Below are 23791 nucleotides of genomic sequence, written 5' to 3'. Positions count from 1 at the left end.
TCTTTTGCGAACCTTGTACATTTTGAATAATTCCTTTCGTCGAAGGTTCAATAGATCCCATCTCCTATCACATGATATTAAAGAGGCTGCCATAACTCTTTCGACAGCATGAGGATGCTTGCTTCCGGCAAGCATCCTTTTTTTTTGTCATTATGAGTTTAAAACAAATTCCCCGTCTATACCAGAAGCATATTCTATTGGCCGCTTCCTTCGCCTAATGTTTTTTCTTGATCAGCGGCATCATCCGGTTCATCGGTTGCCCTATCTCCGGTTGTTTTTTCTTCAAGACGGAGGGTGTCACTCGCCCCGGCATCCAGCTCTTTTTCGTCCAGGGTCACGTCATCCACGTACACCGTCATTTTTCCTTGCCCGTTCGGCGAGGAAATCTGCAGGCCGATCGCTTTGATCAGCGTCTTGTCGATGGCTTCGCCTTGGATGTCCTTGCCGTTCAGGCTGAGCGTGATCCACTGATATTCGCCGGTCAGCTCCACTTCATCGGTTGAAGCCCAAGCCCAGTTCGCGCCCGTTTTGATGAACAGCTTGGCTTTGGCGGCGCCGCCGGCGACTCTGGCTCGAACCTTTAACGTGCCGCCTTGGCTGAGGTCCTGGTCGCTCATGTAGGCGAGCTCGAAATGCTGGTCGCCGGCAGCCGTGGCCGGGAAATCTGCGCTGAGAACCTTGCTGCCGCCGTCTTCGGGGTTCGCGAGGTTGTCCGCGCCCAGCGTATTGTCGTTTAGCGTCCAGCCGGCAATGCTGTCGTTAAAATCGAACAGCACGCCGGGCGCGATGCCGCCGCTTTCGCTGCCGCTGGGCACGGTGCCGGCATTCGGATCAAGCAGCGCATGGATGTCGTCAAAATACATGGACGACGTCAGCCGATGGCCGTCCGGCACGGCGTTGGTGTAGATCGAAAAGGCCTGGACGTTCTTCAGGTTCGTCTTCGTTAGCGTGCCGGTTGCGCCGTTGGCGGGCTTGAATTCATGGAACGGCGCGGTGATCAGGGCAGGTTCGGTTGTTTTCGTGTCGGGGTAATATTCGTACGTTTTGCCGCCCACGTTGATTTGCATCACCAGCTTCTGCCCCTGGCCGTCCGGCTGGTACCAGAATTGCAAGGCGTTGTAGCCGGACCAATCGGCGCCGTTCATCGCCTTGGTGATCCCGGCGTAGCCGCTGCCCGCCAGCGTGTACGTGTATTTCAGCCCGTAGCTGCCGCCATGCTTATGCACGCCGTCCAGCGCAGCGCTCGCCGGGTCGCCGCCGGCGTGGACGAACTTGCCGGCAAGGGCGTCGCTGCTGCCCAAATATCCCTCGAAGTCGTCGACCATTGCGGGGTCTCCCGACGTCTCGTTATAAGCGTTGTAAAGGCGGATGTTATCGACATAGACCGGAAGCGCTTCGCCGCCCGAATTCAGCCCGCTGCCCACGATGGACAAGGCGATGTCGTCGGCTGCCGCCAGGGCGTCCGTATTCGTAAAATCGATCGTCGGGCTGAATTTGACGTATTCCACGCCGTCGATCGTCTCCTTCGGCAGGGAAGCGAGCGGGACATACGTCGTATCCATGCCGTATTTATTGCTCCAATCCGGCGGGAGCTGGCCGACGGCACGCAGGCTGGCGTTAGCGCTGGTCTCCCCGGCGGATACGGGCACCCACACGTCCATTTTGACCCGTTTGATATCCGCAAGCGAGCTGGCCCCGGCCTTGGTTTTGGCATTTTTCAGCTCCAGCTTCAGCTCCTGCCATGAGTCGGTTCCGTTCAGATGCGGCGCGCTGATCTTCAAGGATCCGCCGTTAAAATCGCTGTGCGCCACGCTTCCGTCATGCGTTTCCTTCAGCGAATCGGTATATTCGCCGTTGTATTGGATGCCTTCGACGTCCGCGGCAGCATCGAAGGTGTAGGCCCCGGCGAGCACCTCGCTGATTTTCACGAACACGGTGTTCGTTTGCTGATGCAGGACGGCGCCGTTTTTGCCGTAGATTTTGACGGTAAAGTCCACGGTTTTGCCGTTCAGGCTTGCCGCCGGCGTCCACTCCGCTTCGTAGTAGCCGCTGTCCGGGTTCAGCGCCATCGGGTATTCGGCATCAGAGCCTTGGATGCTGTACACGACGCGGTCCGGCGTTTCATTCAGGACGCGGGCGCGGAGCACGGTCGAGGCGTCTTTGATCGTGCTTTGGTGGGTCGGAGAGGCGACATGCATGAAACCCCGCCCGGACGCCGTGTTGACCTTTTTATCGTAAGCACCGGTCACGCCGTCGCTGAACAGCGTGTACGCGTCCTGATAGAACTTCTTGAAGTCCGGCAGCATTTCATGCTCCTGGTTCGGATCGCCGGTCGGATAAGGGACGTAAACGGAATCCGGTCCAAAATTGGCCCAGGTTTGCATGTACGCCATCTTTTTCGCGACCGGGTCGGATTGGAGCGTGCCCGCCAGCTTCGTGTAGAAGTCGGGGGTGGTGTTGCCCTTGATTTTCATTTTCTGATAGCCGAATTCGGTGAAAGCAGCGACCTTGCCGCGGCTGTCGGCGATTTGGGACACGGTTTTGGCTTCGGTCTTCACGCCGTTGAACCAGGAGTCGCCTTCGCCGTTGTAATAGCTGTCGAAACCGAGAACGTCGACGTAGTCGTCGCCCGGATAGGTTTTCAGATAGGTGTCGGCGGAGTCGCCAAAACCGCCGCCGGGCGAGTAGGCGTAAAGGAAGTTGTGAACGCCTTTTTTGTCGCGGAGATATTCGACCGTATAGCGGTAAATCTCCTTGTATTCGTCGGCCGTCGTAAAAGCGGCTCCCCACCAGAACCAGCTGCCGCTCTGCTCATGGAACGGCCGGAAGATGACGGGAATCGGCTTGCCGTCGTCCGTCTTGAGGTGTAGGGCGAAATCGGCGATTCGGTCGAGAAAAGCGTTATACGCCGCGTTTTTGTCCCCGCCCGGCAGGATGTGGGAAACCACGTTGCCTTTGGTGTCGTAAAAATCCCCGCCCGTGACGAAGTTCGGCATATGCGAGCTGAGCGTCAGCACGCCGCCGTCCGCGTAGGCTTTTTTCATCACGGCGACAAGATTGTCCCGGCTCTGCTCGGCGTTGCCGGCGACGCCCGGCTTTTCTTTGCCTTCCAGGCTCAGCGTATCCCAGCCGAATAGCCCCGGGTAGGCGCCTACGCTGTTGAAGGTATCCGACTGCGTCCCGTCCTTCGCCGTGATGGACAAGCCTTCGGTCGTGGCGTGCTGCTGGCCGAACAGGATGTTTTTGCCGCGGAGCTGGTTCAAATAGACGAACAGCGACCTGGTTCGGTCGGTTGCCGCCGCGTCCACCAGATTGACGGTCGGGACAGTCTCCACCGGACCGCCCTCATTGCCCCCGCCATTTCCGCTTCCGCTGCCGCCGGAAGAAGAACCGCCTGGGCTGCCGGAAGAGCTGCCGCCTGCCCCCGAGGTACCGGACGACACCGAACCTGTGCCGATCGTTCCTGCGGAGATGGTGACGGTTCCCGGCTGCAGGGCGGTGCCGTTTAATGTTACGCCGGTGCCTTGGATCACCGCCTGCTTGATGCTTCCCGTACCCGTGATCGCGGTGCCGGCGGCCGACGGGGTTACGGTCAGGGAGGTGACGGAGGCGCCCGCGCCGAGGTTCAGCTGCACGGCGCGGTTGAATTCGGCGCTGTCGATCGTTGAGGCGTCACCTGCGTCCAGCCGCGACGCGCTGTTTGCCGTCAGCTGCCCGATACGGGTCGTGCCGGACAGCTGCACTTGAACCTGACCGTCGCGGCGGTTGATGAGGACGGTCCGGAGCACGGAGTCCTTCAAAATGACGATCTGCCCGCCGCCTTCGATAAAGAGGGTTCCCTGCACGGTGACATGGTCGAGGGTAATCCTGCCATCGCCGATCCCCGGCGCCAGATAGAGGTTGCCTTGGATGACGGCGTCCTTCAGGACGACATCCCCGTGGTTCACCACGGCGTTGCCGGAGATCTTCCCGGCGCTAAAAGTACCCGCGGCCGGGTAATAGGTGCTGACCAGTTTATCGATCAAGGTGAAAACCTCCGCGCGCGAGATATGTCCCTCGGGGCGAAAGGTTCCGTTCGGATAGCCCTGGAAAATGCCGGAGAGCGTCCGGACCGCTTCGCGCGCATACGCCCCGATCTTTTCCCGGTCCGAATAGGGAAGGGGGGAGGCGGCTTCGCTTGCGCCCAATTCAAATGCCCGGGCCAGCAGCACCGCTGCGTCCTGGCGGGTGAGCGGACGGTTTGGTTTGGCCTCGTTGCCCGGGTATCCCTTATAGTATCCGGCTTCTCTGGCGGAAGAGAAAGCGTTTGCAAACCAAGCGTCGGCAGGCACATCCGCAAAGGCTTCTTTCGACTGCGCCGCAAAGCCGAACAGTTGGTTCAGCAGCGACACGAATTCGGCCCGCGTGATTTCCCCGTTGGGATGAAAGGTTCCGTCCGGGTAACCCTGTATTAAAGCGTTGCCCTTCCATTTTTGAATGCTTGCCTGAGCCCAATGTCCTGCAATGTCGTCGGCTGCTTTGCTGCCGCCGGTCGTTTGAGAGGCTGCGGTTCCGTTAACGGGAGAAGACAGCAGCGAAGCGAACAATACCGCCGACAAGGCGGTGCTCAACCATTTTGTTGATGCATTCATAGAAAACTCCCCTTTGCCGTGAAAAGATAAAGGGCTAACAAAGCGAATTGATAAACTAACAAAAATGTCGAAAACTTCATTTGAAACCGCTTTATTTATCCCTTTTCGAGACATTATACTACCATGAGGGGGAATTATTGGCAACATAAAGTTATTTTATTAAACTAATAAAATAATAACAAAAACATGTTTGTTATTTGCTTCCGGGATTAATCAACATCCTGAATGGGCAACTGACATAGCGGGATCTTTTCTAAGCATTTTGCAAAAATACTTGCTTATAAATGGATTCATATTCATACTCATCGTATGGCAATATATACGGTCGCTCGGACTGATCATTCGGTTGGTTCGGCTGCATGTTTCGGTGCGGCGAAGCCGCCCCATTCATCATTGAGATTCCCGGTTCATTCCCGTATGATTGCGTGGTACGAGTGATCCGTCCTCGATACGCATTCGAAAGTTCGGTAAAACCGTCGTATAGAGGTGATTGTTGTGGAATCATTAAATTCCATTTCTCAGCGATATTTCGGTGAAACGTTATTTAGCCAAAAGAACGGCATTTCTTATATGCTTCGATCCGAAGTCGGTACCGGGAAAGCTTATAAGGTCACGACTTACAGCGGGATCGAAATCGTGTACCACGATATTCGTTATCATGAACCGTATCCTTTTTGTTTTACTTCCGGAGGACGTATGGTTGACCTTCAGTTTACGCTTTCCGGCCAACGCCAGGTGGTTGTGTCGGGACGGGAACATGAAACTCCGGTTGGGCGGGGGGCGCTTGCTTTGATTCAGGACTTCCAAGCTCAGTTTTATCCTTCGGCGCAAGATCAGTATGTTTCGCTTTCACTGGCTATTCCGGTTCCATTATTCGATTTTGCGGCAAATCAATTGACCGCTTCGCCGAATGTGAACTTCGAGTTTAACCGGCTCCTGAAAGGGCAGGCCTTCCGCTCCTATGATTTTGAACCTGACGCCAGAAGCATGGTATTGATTAAGCAATTAATCGCGGATTTCAACAATGCCGACAGATCCCTGTTAATGATGGAAGCGTCCGCATTGGAGCTTTTAAACCTGCATATGAATCAATTATTTTTTCTGACGCCCAGACCCCAAGGCTTGTCTAAAGGGGATATCCAAAAATTGCATAAGGCGAAGCAAGTGCTTGAATCCAATATGGCAGACCCTCCTTCCCTGCTGGCATTGGCAAAAATGACCGGGTTGAACGATTTTAAACTGAAGATGGGATTCAAAGCTTGTTTTGGCCTGACCGTTTTCGAATATGTAAGACAAATCCGCCTCGACCATGCGATGAGCCTTCTGAAAAACCAATCCGCTAATGTGACACAAGCCGCGATGACTGTAGGGTATAGCAATGTTAGCGCGTTTTCCGAGCAGTTTTTTCGAAAATACGGCATGAAGCCGTCCGAGGTGAAAAGAAGATTTTAATCCGTTTGACCGCAATGTTATCCGTATCGAGGGAGAAGACACCGCCCCATTCGCTTATACTCCACATCAAATGATGATTTTAAAAAAGGAGTGTAACGCATGAACAAAGTTAGGGGTAGTGTCTTTTTTAGTGTTTTCGTAGCGATGCTGGGGCTTATGCTCCTGGCTCCGATTACGCCGTCGCTCATTCGGGAATTGGGGCTCCGGGAGATCCACTCCGGCATCCTGATTTCAACCGGATCGATTATGATGGCGATCATGGCTCCGGTATGGGGAAATATCAGCGATGCAAAGGGGCGGAAACCGGTTATACTAATCGGGTTTATCGGCATGGCGATCAGCATGTTGTTGTTGACAATCACCTTCTATGGCGGACTTCACCATTGGCTTAGCGGAGGACTCCTGCTGTTCCTGATGATTGCAGCGCGAAGCTTGGTCAGTCTGTTCATTCCGGCCATCCTGTCCTCCTCGCAGGCTTATATGGGGGATGTGACAGAAGGGAAAGAAAGAGGACGCGGCATGGCCATCATTAGCGCCGCCAATGGGCTTGGACTTGTTTTGGGGCCGGCCGTTGCCGGCGTATTCACATTCATCGGTTTGCTGTGGCCTTTATATTTTGGCATTGCGATGGCAGTTATCGCCTTGGCCGTCACGCTGCTGCTGATGCCTGCAACGAAACCGGCGTCACAGAAGGAGGCCGCCAAAGTCAGTCTGTTTCAACCCGGTTTGCGGTTTTATCTATTTGCTGCGTTAGTGACTATGATCGGGCTCGTCACGATTCAGGTCGTCGGCGGGTTTTACCTGCAGGACCAACTGGGTTTGCCCTCCGATCAATTGGCGGGGACGGTTTCTTTCGGATTAATGTTTACCGGCGTGGCTATGCTCATTTCCCAAGTCGTTCAATCCAAATGGCTGAAATGGGAGCCGCGGCCGATGATCCTGCTTGGTTCCTTGATTCTTGTAGCAAGTATGTTCATATTCCTGCTTACGACTTACCTTCCCTTTTACTATTTGGCGTTTTTTGTTTTCGGACTCGGATCGGGATTGATGATGACCGGGTTTATGGCAGGCGCTTCTTTGTCCGGGAGTAACGAGCAGCAAGGAGGCGTTGCCGGTTTGGTTGCGGCCATGCAGGGGATTTCCGCCATCATCGCACCTATTCTAAGCACGACTCTATATCAAATGAATCGATACAGTCCGATGGTCATGATTGCCGTTATGACGGCCCTTTTGGGCACCGTGATGCTGGCCCGCTCCCGCAAGAGACCAAGCCCTGGAGAAATTGGCCGATAAACACTCTTTCCGATCCCCGCTTTCAACCCAAAATGTAATATGTTAAAATCTCATGGCAAGTAAAGATTATAGAGGAACATGGATGCCAAAAGATTTACCTACCATGAATCATTTATCCATATATCTTGCGGTTGATCCGTCCAGCGGGGTGAAAATATGAACAAAACGGAACGGCAGCTGGCCATTACGCTTGAGCTGCAGCGGAGCAAGCTGGTTCGGGCGGAAGATTTGGCGGCCCAATTCGAGACAAGCGTCCGGACCATCTACCGTGACATTCAAGCTTTGAGCGAAGCGGGAGTTCCGATTGTCGGAGCTCCCGGACAGGGATATTCCCTGATGGAGGGGTATTTTCTCCCGCCGGTCAGCTTTACGGCCGAAGAGGCCGTGGCTCTGCTGATGGGGGCGGATTTTATCGAGCAAAGGCTGGATGAGGAATACAGTCCCGCAGCGAAGGCGGCGAAACGAAAAATCGAAGCGATTTTGCCGGAACCGGTGCTCAGCGAGTCGACGCGCGTACGGGAAACGATGCGGCTTCTCCAAGCAGGCGAATCGGAAACCCGCCGGAAGGAAAAGGAGTATCTTGGGCAAGTCCGGCGTGCGATTCTGGAGCGCCGTAAAATTCGGTTTACTTATCTGAAAAAAATGCCGGAATCGGACGGCAATCGGAAGAATATAAGGGAAGCGGCCCCCTATGGACTAACGCTCGTTCAGGGCAATTGGATGTTGCTCGCGCGCTGCGACCTGCGGCAGGATCTCCGCCATTTCCGATTGTCGCGGATGACGGAGCTTGCCGTGCTGGAGGAGCGCTTTTCCATGCCGCCCGGGTTCGATTTGAACCGTTACCGCCCGCCCGATGACCGCAACGTTCGGGTGGTGGTTCGGGCCAATCCGGAACTGGCCGACAGAATCGCCGAAACCGCTCATTATTATTTGGAAGAAACGGAAGAGCGGGAGGACGGTTTGCGGGTCGTCTTTCGCGTGCGACGGCCGGAGGAGCTGATGCCCGTGGTCCTCGGTTGGGGCGGGGATGTGGAGGTGCTGGAGCCGGAGTCCTTCCGACGCCGAATACTGGAAGAAGCTGAAAACATCTTAAAACGCTACTGACACACTGTTGTCAGTAGCGTTTTTTTATAGTGGGAGTAAATCCATCACTGAAGGGGAGTTGTTCCCATGTTGAAAAGTACAGCGGAAGCACTGCAAGATTTTGAAGCGACGGTAGACCGGTATTTGATCGAACTGGAGCGCATCGATATGGAGTCGTTGCTGGCCAAAACGAACGAGGAAGAATGGTCCATCGGGCAAATGTTTATGCATTTGATTCAAACGGCGCAGTTCATGCAGCTGCAGAATGCCGACCACTGCCTTGCCGGAAGCGGAGCGGCGGTTACCACCACGGAGGACAAAACCGAGATCGGCAGAACGGTATACGAGTCGGGAAGTTTTCCGCCCGTTCGCGTCCGCGTCCCGGCTTCGCCGCAATATACCCCGCAGCAGCCGGAGAGCAAGGAGCAGCTTATCGAAGGGCTACGCGGTGTAGTGGAACGGATGAAACGTACGGAGCCCGCTGTGAGCCAGGCGCCTGAACAAATGAAGCTCCCCCATCCGCGTTTTGGGCCGTTAAACGCCAAGGAATGGTTTTTGCTGGTCGAGATGCATTATCGGCATCATTTTTTGCAGCTGGATCGTTTGAAAAACGAGTTGAGTTTGGTTTAACCCGTTAGCTAGCGTTGCCGCTGCATCCAGCTATCCGGGGCCTTAATTTGCCCTAGCGACCGACGGTCATGCTTAAAAAGGTGATCGTCTTTTGGTGCTGAAGCGTGCTCAAAAATCAAAATCGAGAGAGCCGCCGTTCTCGGCGATGGACTTGACATTGCTTAGAATCATCCATCAGATAAGGCGCTGGAAAACGTACGGTCATCATCCATCCCGTTGAGGCGTAGTACGGCTGCACCGGGGAATGCCTGGCCTGCGTTACCGCGGTATGAATCCGGGCGCACCGGGAAGAACTTCGAGCTCAGCGCGTCTTGCTCAGCGATGCATACCAGGCGTTCACCTCGTCGGTCATCGCGTCGCCGCCCAGCTCGTGCCATCTGGCGACAACGCGATCGAAGTAGGACAGCGGCTCCTGGCCGTAGACGATCTTGAGCATCGCGTCGTGGAGCAGCTCATCGAGGGCGTCGCCGATTTTTTCCATCGTCGGGGTCGGCGCGCCGGTAAAGGCATCCGTCTTGTATACGCTACCTGGGCAACGGCAGCGGCACCCTGCGGTTTAACGGAATTACGGTACCGTCTGCAGGCGACTATACGCTGACGATCCATTATTTGAACGGCGAGGCAAGCCGCTCCGCTGTGCTCAGCGTGAACGGCGGCGCGGGCGCTTCGTTCAGCTTCCCGAGCTCCGGCGGTTGGACGTCGGTCGCCACGCTGAAGACGACGGTGCGTCTGCAGGCCGGGTCCAATACGTTGCTGGTTTCCCAGCCGACGGGCTACGCACCGGATATCGACAGCATCTCCGTTAGTGCAGGTCCCAACTGAACGGGGAGCGATAAAATACGTCGGTGCCGGCCGAATCGATTCCGGCAGGTATGGAACAGATATAAGGCAGACGGTCTTGGATGACCGACTGCCTTTTTTGAATAACTATGACGTGTCTGAAGAAACAGACCGAAGCTGATTCGTTGATTGACCGGTTTTAGCGATTGGACATCGCGCCTTGGCATGAGGAACCCGACGATGGGCGCACCACCGCGGCGAAAACGACAATAAATATTCTATTCCGTCACCGCATGGATTCCACCGATCGCTCACAGCTTCGGATACAGTCTATCGAGCTCGGCGTTGTTCCTTACTGCCTTTACGATTATTCACGTCCCTATTTCATTAACGGTTCCAAAGGGTATACCTCAGCGACTCATGCTCCCTGTGAACGAAGCGGGTCAGGAGCGGCGATTCCGGCCCGGTTGAGGTGAGACGCCTTTACGTTAACATAATAGAGTCACCAATTTAAGAAGGAGAGCCACAGAATATATGCGTTCTCCTTCTTAAAATTTTCAACTATCATCCTCCGCTAACGGAATGCCGACATATTGAAGCAGTCACTGACGTCCTTTAGTAAGGATCCGGAACGTGATGCCGAATTTATCCGTAACGTTGCCGTAAGCGGGGCTGAAGAAACTGGCTTGCAGCGGCTGGTTCACTTGACCGCCTTGCTTTAATGCTTCGAAATATCGGGTCGCTTTTTCTTTGTCATTGGTTTGAACAACGATGGTGATTTGCGTCCCTTTCTCGTAGGTGCTTCCGGTAACATGGTCGGAAATCTGCAGTTCGGAATCACCGATTTTCAAGACGGCGTAATTCACCCAATCCTTCTTTTCAGGCGGCAGAGGAGCCTCCGGATTTTCCGGCAAATCTCCGTACCGGAGCATATAGGTGACCTTGGCATCCAGCGCCTTCACATATAAATCGATGGCCTCATTTGCATTTCCATTCATTTCAAGAAAAGGGATCAAACTCGTACTCACAACAATCATCTCCTTGGTATACATGTTTGCGACGGACAACCGGCAGAGAATCTTCTTTCGCATGGACCGGTATTCCTTGTCACTAACCATGTCGTAAGGCACGAAGGAAACGTGACGGAAATGGCGAACATTTTTTTGATGAGAAAAAACGGGGATTCAAGGTGGAAATGTCGTTATGAAAAGGTCACTACGCTCACCATTGAACAACTTTCAATCATTTTTTTTGCGATAAACTACCCTTAGAACATCACTATCACCGACTTTGCTGCAACTTTCTAAAAGTAAATTTACTTTAGAAAATCCTTGGGGAAAGAGCTGAACCCCATTCCCTAATAGCGTAGGCAAATAGTAGATATCGTACAAGTCAATCAGATTCTTATTTAGAAACTCACGAATGATCACTCCGCCACCCATCAGCCATATATTCCCTGGCCGATCTGCCCATATTTGTTTTACAAGTTCATCAACAGGGGTATTGACGAATGACACTTCATTATTGGAGAAACGATTCGGGTCGCGCGTATATACGTAGCACTTTTTCGCAGCATACTTCCATTGGCCTTGTGAATGCTTTTTGATATATTCGTAGGTTGCTCTCCCCATAATGATCGTGTTTATCGACGAATACAGCCGATCAAAGCCATAATCGGGCTGTGGATCAGGTGTTTCATAAAGAAAATCAAGCTTGTTATCTTCACTTGCGATATACCCATCAAGGCTTGCGGCAATATAAAGAATGACTTCGTTTTTCATCAATTTCCCCGCTTTCTATTATCGTTAATTTCTTAATGTCAGATGTAGAAACAGTTAAACTCCATTCAAGCGTATTATTCATTTCCATCAACTCCATCATACGACGAAACTACGACAACTAACGTCATAGTTAGAATGAGTTGAACAATAATATAGGACATTTCAACCATATAATCCGATCATGCAACACCATGTTATTAAACAGTTTTCAACCACATTTTCCGAAGAGCCGAAAAAACATGAGTCATGGAATTGCAGTTTTCCTACAACTCCGTCACATCTGCTGGGTTTGATTCGACATAGTAATAAAGACGAAACGAAGGAAGGAATGTGGACTTTGAACGATCACAATTGGCTGGTGGAACAATTCGAGGCGCATCGGAATCACCTGCAGGCGGTGGCATACCGGATGCTCGGATCTCTAAGCGAAGCAGAGGATGCTTTGCAGGAGTCATGGATACGACTTAGCCGCTCTGACTCTAGCAGCATCGAGAATATGGGGGGATGGCTGACCACCATCGTTTCGAGGGTTTGTTTTGATATGCTTCGGGCTCGCAAATCGCGGCGGGAGGAGCTTGCGACGGTTAATATTCCTGAACCGGTAACTAGCCGCCGGGACGGTAGCGATCCCGAGCACGAAGCGCTGATGGCCGATTCTGTCGGCCTTGCGATGCTTGTCGTACTCCAAAGATTAAATCCTGCCGAACGCATTGCATTCGTGCTGCACGATGTATTCGCCTTGTCTTTCTCTGAGATCGCTCCGATTATTGGGCGTAACGAGGCCGCGGCAAGACAGCTTGCAAGCCGCGCACGCCGCCGGGTTCAGGGGGCCGATTCATCATCGGAAACAGCGGAGCACAGGCAAAAACGGGAGCTAGTCGATGCGTTTCTTGTTGCGTCACGTAACGGAGACTTTGAAAAACTTCTCACGGTATTAGACCCGAATGTTTTACTCCGGAACGACACTGCATTTGTGCCTGCCGCCAATACGCCTGTTGTTCGCGGATCTCAAACTGTGGCCAATCAATTCGCAGGGCGGGCTCAGGGCGCGCGGCTGGTGCTCGTAAACGGATCCGTTGGCGCCGTTGTGGCTCCTCGCGGTCAAATACTCTTCGTACTCGAATTCACCGTTGCAGGAGGCAAGATCACCGGAATCGAAATGATTGCTGATCGGTCACGCCTTCGCCGGCTCGACCTGGCTGTGTTGAATGATTTATAAGATGCGCAGCCGGCCAATAGCCGGCTGCTTTTTCAATGAAATGGCAAGCATTTTTGGATCAACAAGCTGGACGCCCTTTACTTTCGAACGGCATGATGTTAAACTTGATTTCGATAGTTATAGAACTGCGGAATAGAAGGAGGAGGTGATCATCATGGAAGATCATCAAGTGGATATGCAAGCCGTTAAGGTATATAAAGCTTTGGGGGAACCTACCCGGCTCAAAATCGCTTTGCTGCTCTCGAAAGAAAGCAATTTATGCTTCACGGCCATCGGTGAGAAGCTTGAATCGGTTGCAGGCTCAACGCTGTCGCATCATCTGAAGCAGTTGACGGATTCCGGCCTGATTGATTCCCGCAAAAGCGGATCGTATATTCACTATAACGTCAATCGGGAAGTGGCGGAAAAATTTGCGCCTTATTTGTTGGCGTAATTTTTTTTGAATATCATTTCTATAGTTCTAGAACTGAGGAATTGGCGAGTGTACGAGTCATCCTCTATTCCCTATGAAAAAGGAGAGAATACTTATGAGCAACCAAGCAAAAACGATGGAGATTGGCATCAGTACGTTTCTTCATGCAGATCCCGAAGGGGGCGTCTCACCTGCCGAGCGGCTGCGTCAAGCAATCGAAGAGATCCAATTGGCAGATCAAGTCGGCCTTGACGTTTTTGCCATCGGCGAGCATCACCGTATCGACTATACAAGCTCGTCGCCAGCCGTCATATTGGCTGCCGCTGCGGCGACAACGAAGAACATCCGATTCTCGAGCGCGGTGACGGTGTTGTCTTCGGATGACCCAGTGCGGGTATATCAGAACTTTGCGACGCTTGACGGACTGTCGAACGGGCGGGCTGAGATCATGGCCGGACGAGGCTCGTTCATCGAATCGTTTCCGCTGTTCGGCTATGACTTGAAGAATTACGAGGAATTGTTCGAAGAGAAGCTGGAACTGCTGCTCAAGATCCGCGCTTCGGAGCGGGTGACATGGCGCGGCGGACATCGTCCTGCGATTGACAATATGGGCGTCTATCCTCGTGCCGTGCAGCAGCCTTTACCGGTCTGGATCGGCACGGGCGGCAGTCCGGACTCAGCCATTCGGGCAGGCTTGCTGGGACTTCCGGTTATCTTCTCCATCCTTGGCGGACCGCCGCAGCGATTTGCCCCCTTGGTGGAGCTTTATAAAGAAGCGGCCGTGAAAGCCGGGCATGATCCAAACCAGCTGCAGATTGCTACGCACTCGCATGGCTTTATAGCCGATACGACACAAGAGGCGACAGATCGGTATTACCCCGTGATGGCCGCCCAAATGAACCGGATTGGACGTGAACGCGGTTGGTCCCCTTATACACGCGACTCATACGATGCATCCTGCAGCCTTCATGGCGCTCTTTATGTCGGGGACCCTGAATATGTGGCGGAGAAAATCTTGCTGCTGCGCAAGAACCTGGGCCTGACCCGATTCCTTATGTACGTGGATTTCAGCACGCTGCCTCATCGCGAATTGCTGCGAACAATCGAGCTGCTTGGCACCAAGGTAGCGCCGATCGTCCGTAAAGAGCTCGGCCGTCAAGCATCAAGCCGTACGGATAGAGCGAAGTGACCTGATCGGGTGGGAAGTTGCCGGAGGGTAGGGCTTCATTTTTTTTAACTAGGAGTTCCACAGATTTAGAACTGTGAAAATGAAAAAGAGGAGAGAAACAATTTGGGTAACAAATGGAAAATTTATATATTGGCCATTGCCAGCTTTTTAGTCGGAACCTCTGAATTCGTGATTGCCGGCATATTGGATATGCTTGCAAAGGACGTTGGCGTGTCGGTAGCGGCAGCCGGCCAACTGATTACGGTCTACTCGCTTGCCTATGCGATCGGCACTCCGATTCTGATTGCACTCACGGCAAGAATGGATCGGAAGAAGCTGATGCTGTCGGCTTTGGGTTTGTTTTTCATAGGGAACCTGATCACCATCACATCGAGCGGTTACGGCATGCTGATGGGGGCAAGAATTATTTTGGCGATCAGCACCGGGGTCTTCATGGTTGTCGCCCTTACCGTTGCGGCCAAGATTGCGCATCCTGGCAAGCAGGGCGGTTCGATCGCCACCGTTCTCTTAGGTTTTAATCTCGCGCTCATTCTGGGGGTTCCGCTCGGAAGGCTCATTGCGGGCTCGTATGACTGGAAAATCATTTTCACGGGGGTCGGCGTGCTCAGTTTGATTGCCATGATTGTCCTTCTGCTGGCGATTCCCAAATCGGAGGGAGAGGCTCCCGTTCCTATTCGGAAACAGCTTGCCTTATTCAAATCACCCCGGATCTCCGTCGCGCTGTCCATCAGCTTTTTCTGGATCTTCGGATATACGATTCTGTATACCTATATCACACCGTTTCTTCTGACTATTACGGGAATGAGCGAACGGATGGTAAGCATCGGGCTGTTTGCATTTGGGCTGGCCAGTCTCCTTGGCTCCCAGGTTGGCGGCTACGGCGCAGACAAATGGGGGATCCCCCGCACGATGATCGGAGGTTTGCTCTTTCACTCCGGCATCTTATTTTTGCTGACGGCGTTTTCCCATTCCTCCATGCTTGTGCTTCCGTTGCTGATGCTGTGGTCCTTCTTTGCCTGGTCGACGGGTCCGGTTCAACAAGTGTACTTGATCGGCATGGCTCCCCAGGCTTCGGGGATCATCTTAAGCTTGAACAACTCCATAGTGCAGTTGGGCATGGCCGCAGGGGCCGTCATCGGGGGCATTATTGTGGACAGCATCTCTTTAACAGCAGCAGGATGGCTGGGCGGAATAGGGGTCGCCCTTGGGATTATACCGGCCGTGTTTTCTTTGACGATGCGCCGCCGGTCCGCATTTGAAGAACAGACATTGGAGAACTGACAAAAACAAAAACGATTCCCTATGACTTTCGTTCATGTATAATGAGCTTACGGACGAATGGCGTCCGGTATTAAAAAGCACCTTGAATTACGGACTGACCCCATAGAGTGAGACAAATGAAAACACCTTCAAGAAAATACAACCATGTCGCAGGATATGGAGACAACCTTGGAGGTGTTTTTTTGCGGCAACAAGGGAAGTAACGGATGGCCAAGGCTAACTTTAATTTTGTAGTGATTAATCAACTACCGGAGGGATTCGATGAAATTTGATTTTCATACCCATCATGAGCGCTGCGGACACGCGGTCGGTTCGGTGAGAGACTACATTGACGCGGCCATCGGCCAGGGGCTGGATATGATCGGCATCTCGGACCATACCCCGTTTTTCGCATCTGACGAAGACCATTCTTCCCCGGACGGGAGCATGGCGAAATCGGAGTTTCCCGTCTATATTGAGGAGGTATTAAAGCTAAAGGAAGAATATCGAGGAAAAATTGAGGTGCTGCTTGGCATCGAAGCCGATTTTTTGCCGGAGCATCTGGACTTGTACCGCTCGGTGATTACATCTTATCCTTTTGATTATGTTATCGGCTCCGTGCATGAGTTCGCCGGCATCGGCATTTATGACTCGGCGTATTGGGAAGGTTTGACCGCGGCAGGGAAATTGGAAGTGAAAAATTTGTTTTATGCTTATGTCGCCCAGTCGGCGAAATGCGGCTTGTATGACATTTTGGGGCATGTGGATTCTTTGAACCGTTACTTCAAAGGCTACCCGGAGATTCGCACGGAAGCCGCCGATGTCATGCTCAAGGCGATTGCGGAAAGCGATGTCGCGATCGAAATCAATTCGTCCGACGATCTTTGGGTGCCGGATGGGGATTTGCTGGAACGGGCGCTCCATTATGGGGTGAAGGTGACTTTCGGCTCTGATGCGCATGAACCCGAACGGGTAGGCGAGCATTTCGCAGCCGTCGCCAGCCATTTGTATGAAATCGGTTACCGGGAATGGGCCGTATTCCGCAATCGCCAGCGGTTGATGGTTCCGATCGGCCGGTGATTACACGGGTGAAAAGGTGAAATTGGCTTTGAAGCCGCCAATCCCAACCATCGGGAACGGCGGCTTTTTTGGTGGACGGATGATTTTATCCTCTATCCAAGTTCAGAAAATCCTCCTTCAGCAGACCCATCACGATGGTGTCAACGTACTGTCCATCAATATAGGAATGCTCGCGCAGCCTTCCTTCAATGACAAAGCCGCATTTTTCATAGGAGCGGATGGCCCTTGCATTGCCGCCCCATGTTTCGAGCTGAACGCGTCTCAGGTTCATCGTCCGGAACACATAACGGATCAGTGCTTTCAGGGCGTCCGAGCCCCAGCCTTGTCCCCAGTAATTTTTGTTGCCAATGCCGATTCCCACGGTACACCTGCGGGAGACGATGTTCACGTCGCGGTACTCAATAAAACCGATATGCTCAGGTTGGTCACCGCGCGTGTAAATGGAGAATCGTCCTTTTTCCCGCTTATCCAGCTCTATGATTTCCTGTTTGTAAGCATCCTCCAGATATTCTACAGGGACATGGCTGAACATAAATGCGGCCGTACCCGCCTCCAGCTTGGCTGATTCCTCGTCGTTCCTCCAGGCATATGCCCGTCTGTAATCGTCAAGAGAGACGGGGCGCAGCTCGACCTTTTCGCCCGTGATCAATAGGATACACCTCCGTAAGCAACGATCTGTCTGCAATAGAATCTTCACAGTTTGATTATCATTATGACAGAAGGATACATGATGAACAAATCAGGGGCATTGCGCGATATTCCAGTGCCGGATTTTCCGACAAAACAGGCAATCATAATATGTGCAAAATGAATTTTTTTTATCTTTTAACAATTGCATGATAATTTTTTACCGAAATTGCACGTACGCCTAACATTCCGTTGACACTCCCTCACTATAGTGAAGAGGTAAGCGAAAGATCCGGATGACCATACGCTTCGCGAATTGAAGTTTAACGATGGGGGAGGCCACGGAACATGAGAACAAAAGGGAAGGTAAACGAGAGGACCGTCTTGAAGGGGAACGCCAAAGGAATAACGGGGATTGAGCGGGATACATACGCGCCAAGGGGAAAACGAATCGCCTGGTCCTGGCCGGGCAAAGCGGCGGCGCTCGTCTTGGGCACGGCCCTGCTGCTGACCGCGTGCGGACAGGGGGAAAGCGGAACGGCGGGCCGCTCGGATGCGCCAACCAAGCCGGCCGGGACGGCCGAGACGGTGCAAGGTTCGGCGGCCGCTTCCGGCAGCGAAACGCCGGCGGCGCTGTATGAGCAAGCCAAAAAGGAAGGCAAGGTCATCGTCTACTCGACATCGGGGCGCGCCAACGACGCTGCGGAGACGTTCATGAAACAATATCCCGGCATCAAGGTCGAGGTGAGCAAGGTCAAGTCCGACGAGATGATGGACAAGGTGACGAAGGAGCAGGACGCCGGACAATTCAACCCGGACGTGATCATCACGAAGGAAGTAAGCGGAGCCGTCGAAGAAGAGATGGTGAAGCCGGGACGGTACGTCAAGTATTTGCCGGAAGATCTGGCGGAGAAGGTCGACGAGCCGTACCGCACGCAGTCTGAAGGGTATGCCAATTATCTGGAGTTCCGCACGCTTTTTTACAATACCGATCATTACAAGTCGGCTCCGGTCACCAACTGGTGGGACCTGACGACCCCGGAATTTAAGGGCAAGGTGTACACGGCCGATCCGCTCAGTTCGCCGGCGTTCATGGATTTGTTTACGACGATGGTCCTCCACAGCGACGATATGGCGGCGGCATACAAGGAGAAATTCGGCAAGGACATCGAGCTGCACGGGACGGAAAACGCGGGTTACGAGTTTATCAAGCAGCTGTTCGATAACGGGCTGGTCGTGTTAAAAGGAAGCGACGACGTGCTGGATGCGATCGGCAAAGCAAACAGCGACGCGGTCGGGCTGGCGGTGTCCGGCGACGTGTCGAAGGTCGAGGAAAAGGGCTGGAACGTCCTTCCGATTTACGATATGAAACCGAAGACGTCGGTGCCGGATTCCGGGTATTTGTTCCTCGCGAACAAAGCGCCGCATCAGGCCGGAGCAAAGCTGTTCATCCGCTGGATGATGGGCGAGAAGGACGGCCAGGGCGAAGGCATGGCGCCGTTTAACGAGATCGGATCCTGGGTGCCGCGCTCGGATGTGAAGACCAAAAACGACGTGGCTTTCGAGGATCTGAACCTGTGGATTTACGACGGGGAGAAGCTGTATTTCGAGGCGCCGAAGGTCCGGGATTTCTGGATCAAGCAGAAATGACGAACGTGAATGACACGGACGGGAGGAAAACCGGGATGCTGCATAAATCCGTGCTGAATACATGGCAGGCCAGATGGCTGAACCGGTGCCGCAATGCGCTGCGGAATCCGCTGCACCTGATTGGGGCGGCGGCCCTTCTGTTTCTGGCGTACACCATCGTTTGGCCGGTCCTGAACTTAATCTATTCGACGTTCATTTGGAAAACCCAGGATGCCCGACTCACGCCCGCGGCGGATCCGGGGCACCTGACGCTGTACCACTGGAGCCGCGTGCTGTCGAGCGACATGAGCTGGTCCCTTTTTTACAAGCCGGTGCTGAACGCTCTATCGGTGGGGGTGACGGTTTCGGCGCTGTCCATGGTTTTCGGCTGCGGGCTTGCCTGGCTCGTGACGCGGACGGATATTCCGCTGAAAAAGACGATCACGTTTCTGGCGATCATTCCGTATTTGCTGCCTTCGTGGATGCTGTCCCAAGCGTGGCTGACCTTTTTCAAAAACGACAAAATCGGCGGCACGCCAGGCATTCTGCAGTCGCTGCTGCATGTGGCGCCGCCGGACTGGCTGTCGTACGGCTTCGTGCCGATCGTGTTGACCCTGTCCATCCACGACAGCGTCTATTTCTTTCTGCTTGTCGGCGCGGCGCTCAGCTCGATGAACAGCCAGCTGGAGGAAGCGGCCGAAATGGCGGGAGCGAGCCGGCTGCAGGTGCTGCGGCGGGTCGTGTTCCCGCTGATGCTGCCGTCGGTGCTTTCGGGCTTCATTCTAATATTTACGAAGGCGGTCAGCGCCTACGGCGTGCCTGCGCTGCTTGGCACCCCGGTCAATTTTTACATGATCTCGACGATGTTGTACTCCAGCATGCGGTCGCGTCTCACGACGGAGGCGAACGTGCTGTCGTTAACGCTGATGCTGATCACCATGCTGGCGATTTATTTCAACCAGCGCCTGATCGGCGGCCGGCGCAGCTATGTGACCGTGTCGGGCAAAGGCAGTGCGGTGACGCATATGCCGCTCGGCAAATGGCGGCGTCCGGCGGCGGTGGCGACGGTAGCCGGGATGGTAGCGATCGCGGTCGTCCCGTTTTTGGTGCTGCTGCTGCAGACGTTCCTGCTGAAGAACGGCTCGCTCAGCCCGGACAACTTCACGCTTCATTACTGGGCGGGCGGTTCGGATCCGGATATCAACACCGGGGAGAAGGGGGTGCTGCAGAACCCGATTTTCCTGCTCGCCCTGAAAAATTCACTGGTTATCGCCGGCATCGCCTCGGTCGCGGCCGCGGTGATCGGGCTGCTGTTCGGCTACGCCGTCGCCCGCGGCAAAAACACGGCCATGGGCAAGCTGGTGGACCAGCTGTCTTTTTTCCCGTATTTCATTCCGGGCATTTCGCTTGCCGCGATTTATATTACGATGTTCGCGAAGCCGGTCCTGTTCATCCCGGCGCTGTACGGCACCATTACGATCATTATTTTGATTACGGTGGTCAAAGAGCTGCCCTTTACCGTCAAGGCGGGCGGCGCCGCCATGATGCAGATCGGCCCGGAGCTGGAGGAAGCGGCGGTGCTTGGCGGCGCCTCCTGGTTTACGCGCTTCAAGCGCCTGTTGCTGCCGCTTAGCCGCAAGAGCCTGCTGTCGGCCTTCATCCTCGTGTTCATCGGGGCGATGAAGGAGATGGAGCTGATCATCATGCTCGTGACGCCGCGGACGGAGACGCTGACGACGTTGACTTTTTATTATGTGGAAAAAGGGTACGACCAGCTGACAAACGTCGTGCTGATGATCATTATCGCGATCGTCGTGGCGGTCTACGCCCTTGCCGTGAAGTTCGGGAAGGCCGATTTAACCAAAGGATTGGGAGGGCAATGAATGAACGCGATTGAACTGCGGCAGATTCATGTGCAGGTGCAGCAGAAGCATATTTTAAAAGGCATCGACCTGACCATCGAAGAAGGGGATTTCGTGACGCTGCTCGGCCCGTCCGGCTGCGGCAAGACGACCCTGCTTCGCACGATTGCGGGACTGCAGAAGCTGAACGGGGGGACGGTCGTCATTTCCGGGAACAAGGTGGCCGACGGGAGCTTGGCGTTCCATCTGGATCCGGCGAAGCGGGGCGTGAGCCTGGTGTTTCAGAGTTATGCGCTTTGGCCGCATATGACCGTCTTTGACAACGTCGCGTTTGGCCTGCAGGTCCGAAAACAGCCGAAAGCCGAGATCCGGAAGAGCGTTAGGGCCGCCTTGGACAAAATGCGCATCCCCGAGCTGGCGGACCGCTATCCCGGCGAGCTGTCCGGCGGGCAGCAGCAGCGGGTGGCGATCGCCCGGGCGATCGTGACGAACCCGTCGATCCTGCTGCTCGACGAGCCGCTCTCGAACCTGGACGCCAAGCTGCGGACCGAGATGCGCGCCGAATTGAAGCGGCTGCACCGCGAGCTGGGCACGACCATCGTCTACGTGACGCATGACCAGCACGAGGCGATCACGCTGTCGACGAAGGTCGCCGTCTTCTTTGGCGGCGAGCTGGTGCAGGCGGATACGCCGCGCGAGCTGTACCGCCATCCGCGGACGCTGCAGGTGGCGGAGTTCATGGGCAGCTCGGACCATCCGCTGAACCGGGTGGAGGGCATGTGCCGCGTGAACGGAAACGAAAGCATCCTCGGCACGCCGCTGGGAAGCTTCCGGCTGGCGGGGCCGGACGGCGGGGCGGACCGCGCCGTGGTTCTGACCCTAAGGCCGGAGGATATCGCGCTGCACGAGACGCGGGTTCCCGGCTCGATCCCGGTGAAGGTGGAAGATGTGCTGCCCGCCGGCGGCGAAACGCTGGTGAGAGCTTCCTTCGGCCAGGAGAAGCTGAGCGCCCGGGTCATGGGAGACCCGGATTACGTCCTCGGCCGCGTGTTGTACGCGACCTTCCGCGAGGACCGCATCAACCTGTACGACCGTGAAACAGGCAGCCGCCTGGACACGAAACTGACGACGATTACACCCGTATTGGAGGAAATGCACCGATGAAAATTGACTTTCACTTTCATGTTAAACTGTCCAAGAAAACCGATTTCTCCATGAAGCATTTCAACGAAATGCTGGACGAAGCCCGCGAACAGGGGCTGGAGGCGATCACGCTGACCGAACATTTCAATACGCGCCGCTTCGACGAGGTGTACGGGACGCTCGACCAGGCGCTGCCGTGCAACAACCATTATTACGATCGCGACGGCTTTAAAATTTTTACGGGCATGGAAGTGGACGTGGCCGAAGGCGGGCATATCCTTGTCTCCGGACCGAAGGACGCCCTGCTTGAGGTTCGGGCGCTGCTTGAGCCGCATACGAAGCCGGATTCGTTCATCGGACTGGCGGAGCTGTTCGATCTATGCGAACCGCGCGGCATGATGGTGATCGGCGGCCACCCGTTCCGCAAGTCCAATCATCTATATCATGTGGACCACGAGCTGCTGCGCCGGTTTGACGCCTTCGACCTGAACGGCAAAGACCTGCACGAGATCGGCATTCAGGAAAATATCGCCCTCGTGCTGCCGCTCGGCGCGGAGCTGGGCGTGCCGGTCGTGGCGGGGAGCGACGCCCACCAGATGTTTCAGGTCGGCTGCGTATACAACGAGCTGCCGGGCGACTACGAGACCGTCGCCGAGCTGAAGTCCGCCATCCGGGCCGGGGCGTGCAAGCGGGTCATTTCCCCGAGCCTGCATTTGCAGGTACGCGCGGCAGGCGCGGTGAAGAAGCTGCTGAAGAAAAAGGTCGAGGTGGATGCGGTTTAACGATCGTTCTCTTCATTCGTTAAAGCCGTCAATCAGTTCATTCGCTTTAGAGAGGTGGCAAGCCCATGAATCTGGCGCTGGAAGGCCATAAGCTGTCCCGCGGACACCAGCGGATCGCGGATTATATCAGCAAGCACATGGAAGACATTCCGTTTATGGTGGAGGAGGATATCGCCGCCTGCTGTCGGGTCAGTACGTCGACGGTGTCGCGGTTCTGGTCCGAGGTCGGGTGCAGAAACCTGAAGGAATTCAAGCAGAAGGTGAAGGACGAGATGCTGCTGTCCCCGTCGCAGAAGCTGCAGTCGGCGTTTTCCAAAATGAACGAAAACGACGCGGCCGCAAGCCTGCTGGTCGGCGCGGATTATTTGCAGCAAACGGCCGACCGGCTGAGCCAGGACGCGTTTGACCGGGCGGCGTCGCTGCTGCGCGAAGCGGGGACCGTGTATATCTACGGGCCCGGCTCTGCGGAGAGCCTGTCCGCTTTGACCGATTTCCGGCTGACGCGGTTCGGCATGCGGGTCAAACGGCTCGACCGGGGCGGGCATGAGCTGCTGAACCTGCTGGTGCATGTGCAGCCGCAGGACGTCATTCTTATCTTCGGCTTCGTGTCCGAGTCGCCGGAGCTGTCGGTGCTTTTCGATTATGCCCGGGACAAGGGCTGCCGCACGCTGCTCGTCACCGATCTTGCGGTGAGCGCCATGCTGGAGAAGGCGGATGTGACCCTGTACACCGCGCGCGGCCAGCTGTGGGAGTTCCACTCCATGGTGGCGCCGGTGGCGCTGCTTGAGACGCTGATCGTGGCGGTCGGCAAGCAGATGGGAGCGCAGGCGGTCGCGGGAAGCGAGGAGCTGCATGAGCTGCGGAAAAAATATGAAAAGGTGCTGCCGAAGCGGGTTTAGAGCCGCTTGGCAGCTTTTTTGCTTTTGGCAGTCTATTGC

Annotated in this window: 20 protein-coding genes; 15 read left to right on the top strand and 5 right to left on the bottom strand. The window is 54.6% G+C overall.

Features of this window, described 5'->3' with window-relative positions; all coding sequences use genetic code 11:
* Positions 1-194: 194 nt before the first annotated feature.
* A complete protein-coding gene (locus GQY55_RS19750) occupies positions 195-4631 on the bottom strand; it encodes a glycosyl hydrolase (protein WP_160043596.1) in 4437 nt (1478 codons plus the stop codon).
* A gap of 570 nt (positions 4632-5201) precedes the next feature.
* Here GQY55_RS19750 and GQY55_RS19745 point away from each other — a divergent pair.
* The 4 genes from GQY55_RS19745 (at position 5202) to GQY55_RS19730 (ending at position 9089) form a co-directional block, all read left to right on the top strand.
* Positions 5202-6083: an AraC family transcriptional regulator gene (locus GQY55_RS19745; RefSeq protein WP_236575732.1), complete on the top strand. Its 882-nt coding sequence runs from the start codon at positions 5202-5204 to the stop codon at positions 6081-6083.
* 99 nt (positions 6084-6182) lie between these two features.
* On the top strand, positions 6183-7376 hold the full coding sequence (locus GQY55_RS19740) for an MFS transporter (protein WP_160043595.1): 1194 nt from the start codon (positions 6183-6185) through the stop codon (positions 7374-7376).
* A 156-nt stretch (positions 7377-7532) separates the two neighbouring features.
* A complete protein-coding gene (locus tag GQY55_RS19735) occupies positions 7533-8480 on the top strand; it encodes a helix-turn-helix transcriptional regulator (protein ID WP_160043594.1) in 948 nt (315 codons plus the stop codon).
* A gap of 66 nt (positions 8481-8546) precedes the next feature.
* Complete coding sequence (locus GQY55_RS19730) at positions 8547-9089, top strand: DinB family protein (RefSeq protein WP_160043593.1); 543 nt, start codon at positions 8547-8549, stop codon at positions 9087-9089.
* Positions 9090-9390: 301 nt separating this feature from the next.
* Here GQY55_RS19730 and GQY55_RS19725 read toward each other — a convergent pair whose 3' ends face one another.
* A complete protein-coding gene (locus tag GQY55_RS19725; protein ID WP_160043592.1) occupies positions 9391-9570 on the bottom strand; it encodes a hypothetical protein in 180 nt (59 codons plus the stop codon).
* Positions 9571-9608: 38 nt separating this feature from the next.
* Between GQY55_RS19725 and GQY55_RS19720 the strand changes: the two genes are divergently transcribed.
* The gene (locus GQY55_RS19720; RefSeq protein WP_160043689.1) at positions 9609-9911 is read left to right on the top strand and encodes a CBM35 domain-containing protein; all 303 of its coding nucleotides are present in this window, start codon (positions 9609-9611) and stop codon (positions 9909-9911) included.
* Positions 9912-10471: 560 nt separating this feature from the next.
* Here the strand turns inward: GQY55_RS19720 and GQY55_RS19715 are convergent.
* Both GQY55_RS19715 and GQY55_RS19710 read right to left on the bottom strand, forming a co-directional pair.
* Positions 10472-10897, bottom strand: a complete 426-nt coding sequence (locus GQY55_RS19715) for a VOC family protein (protein ID WP_160043591.1) — start codon at positions 10895-10897, stop codon at positions 10472-10474.
* Positions 10898-11107: 210 nt separating this feature from the next.
* Positions 11108-11650: a dihydrofolate reductase family protein gene (locus GQY55_RS19710; RefSeq protein ID WP_160043590.1), complete on the bottom strand. Its 543-nt coding sequence runs from the start codon at positions 11648-11650 to the stop codon at positions 11108-11110.
* 337 nt (positions 11651-11987) lie between these two features.
* Here GQY55_RS19710 and GQY55_RS19705 point away from each other — a divergent pair, with 337 nt between their 5' ends.
* The 5 genes from GQY55_RS19705 (at position 11988) to GQY55_RS19685 (ending at position 16810) form a co-directional block, all read left to right on the top strand.
* On the top strand, positions 11988-12869 hold the full coding sequence (locus GQY55_RS19705; RefSeq protein WP_160043589.1) for a sigma-70 family RNA polymerase sigma factor: 882 nt from the start codon (positions 11988-11990) through the stop codon (positions 12867-12869).
* A gap of 154 nt (positions 12870-13023) precedes the next feature.
* Entirely contained in the window at positions 13024-13302 is a 279-nt protein-coding gene (locus tag GQY55_RS19700; protein WP_160043588.1) for an ArsR/SmtB family transcription factor, read from the top strand.
* 94 nt (positions 13303-13396) lie between these two features.
* Complete coding sequence (locus tag GQY55_RS19695; RefSeq protein ID WP_160043587.1) at positions 13397-14470, top strand: LLM class flavin-dependent oxidoreductase; 1074 nt, start codon at positions 13397-13399, stop codon at positions 14468-14470.
* Positions 14471-14572: 102 nt separating this feature from the next.
* Positions 14573-15751: an MFS transporter gene (locus GQY55_RS19690; protein WP_160043586.1), complete on the top strand. Its 1179-nt coding sequence runs from the start codon at positions 14573-14575 to the stop codon at positions 15749-15751.
* Between the two features lie 261 nt (positions 15752-16012).
* Positions 16013-16810, top strand: a complete 798-nt coding sequence (locus GQY55_RS19685) for a histidinol-phosphatase (RefSeq protein ID WP_160043585.1) — start codon at positions 16013-16015, stop codon at positions 16808-16810.
* Between the two features lie 85 nt (positions 16811-16895).
* Here the strand turns inward: GQY55_RS19685 and GQY55_RS19680 are convergent, their stop codons facing one another.
* Positions 16896-17459, bottom strand: a complete 564-nt coding sequence (locus GQY55_RS19680) for a GNAT family N-acetyltransferase (RefSeq protein WP_160043584.1) — start codon at positions 17457-17459, stop codon at positions 16896-16898.
* Positions 17460-17785: 326 nt separating this feature from the next.
* On the opposite strand from GQY55_RS19680, the gene GQY55_RS19675 reads away from it, so the two are divergent.
* The 5 genes from GQY55_RS19675 to GQY55_RS19655 all read left to right on the top strand — a co-directional run bounded on the left by GQY55_RS19675 (position 17786) and on the right by GQY55_RS19655 (position 23752).
* Positions 17786-19087, top strand: coding sequence for an ABC transporter substrate-binding protein (locus GQY55_RS19675; RefSeq protein ID WP_160043583.1), 1302 nt, complete (start codon positions 17786-17788; stop codon positions 19085-19087).
* A 35-nt stretch (positions 19088-19122) separates the two neighbouring features.
* On the top strand, positions 19123-20949 hold the full coding sequence (locus GQY55_RS19670; protein ID WP_160043582.1) for an ABC transporter permease: 1827 nt from the start codon (positions 19123-19125) through the stop codon (positions 20947-20949).
* Positions 20950-22092 (top strand): ABC transporter ATP-binding protein, encoded by a 1143-nt coding sequence (locus GQY55_RS19665; RefSeq protein WP_160043581.1) that lies wholly within the window; start codon positions 20950-20952, stop codon positions 22090-22092. It abuts the gene before it with no gap.
* Positions 22089-22853: a PHP-associated domain-containing protein gene (locus GQY55_RS19660; RefSeq protein ID WP_160043580.1), complete on the top strand. Its 765-nt coding sequence runs from the start codon at positions 22089-22091 to the stop codon at positions 22851-22853. The genes GQY55_RS19665 and GQY55_RS19660 overlap by 4 nt, the downstream gene beginning before the upstream one ends.
* Before the next feature lie 65 nt (positions 22854-22918).
* Positions 22919-23752, top strand: coding sequence for a MurR/RpiR family transcriptional regulator (locus tag GQY55_RS19655; protein WP_160043579.1), 834 nt, complete (start codon positions 22919-22921; stop codon positions 23750-23752).
* Positions 23753-23791 lie beyond the last annotated feature (39 nt).

The organism is Paenibacillus sp. USDA918EY (assembly GCF_009870825.1).
GTDB classification, from domain to species: Bacteria; Bacillota; Bacilli; order Paenibacillales; family Paenibacillaceae; genus Paenibacillus_AQ; species Paenibacillus_AQ albilobatus.
This window is presented reverse-complemented; position numbering and strand designations above follow the sequence as displayed.

Coding starts and splice junctions, on each gene's coding strand:
- GQY55_RS19750 (WP_160043596.1), bottom strand. CDS start 4,631: ATGAATGCATCAACAAAATGGTTGAGCACCGCCTTGTCGGCGGTATTG.
- GQY55_RS19745 (WP_236575732.1), top strand. CDS start 5,202: ATGCTTCGATCCGAAGTCGGTACCGGGAAAGCTTATAAGGTCACGACT.
- GQY55_RS19740 (WP_160043595.1), top strand. CDS start 6,183: ATGAACAAAGTTAGGGGTAGTGTCTTTTTTAGTGTTTTCGTAGCGATG.
- GQY55_RS19735 (WP_160043594.1), top strand. CDS start 7,533: ATGAACAAAACGGAACGGCAGCTGGCCATTACGCTTGAGCTGCAGCGG.
- GQY55_RS19730 (WP_160043593.1), top strand. CDS start 8,547: ATGTTGAAAAGTACAGCGGAAGCACTGCAAGATTTTGAAGCGACGGTA.
- GQY55_RS19725 (WP_160043592.1), bottom strand. CDS start 9,570: ATGGAAAAAATCGGCGACGCCCTCGATGAGCTGCTCCACGACGCGATG.
- GQY55_RS19710 (WP_160043590.1), bottom strand. CDS start 11,650: ATGAAAAACGAAGTCATTCTTTATATTGCCGCAAGCCTTGATGGGTAT.
- GQY55_RS19700 (WP_160043588.1), top strand. CDS start 13,024: ATGGAAGATCATCAAGTGGATATGCAAGCCGTTAAGGTATATAAAGCT.
- GQY55_RS19695 (WP_160043587.1), top strand. CDS start 13,397: ATGAGCAACCAAGCAAAAACGATGGAGATTGGCATCAGTACGTTTCTT.
- GQY55_RS19685 (WP_160043585.1), top strand. CDS start 16,013: ATGAAATTTGATTTTCATACCCATCATGAGCGCTGCGGACACGCGGTC.
- GQY55_RS19675 (WP_160043583.1), top strand. CDS start 17,786: ATGAGAACAAAAGGGAAGGTAAACGAGAGGACCGTCTTGAAGGGGAAC.
- GQY55_RS19670 (WP_160043582.1), top strand. CDS start 19,123: ATGCTGCATAAATCCGTGCTGAATACATGGCAGGCCAGATGGCTGAAC.
- GQY55_RS19665 (WP_160043581.1), top strand. CDS start 20,950: ATGAACGCGATTGAACTGCGGCAGATTCATGTGCAGGTGCAGCAGAAG.
- GQY55_RS19660 (WP_160043580.1), top strand. CDS start 22,089: ATGAAAATTGACTTTCACTTTCATGTTAAACTGTCCAAGAAAACCGAT.
- GQY55_RS19655 (WP_160043579.1), top strand. CDS start 22,919: ATGAATCTGGCGCTGGAAGGCCATAAGCTGTCCCGCGGACACCAGCGG.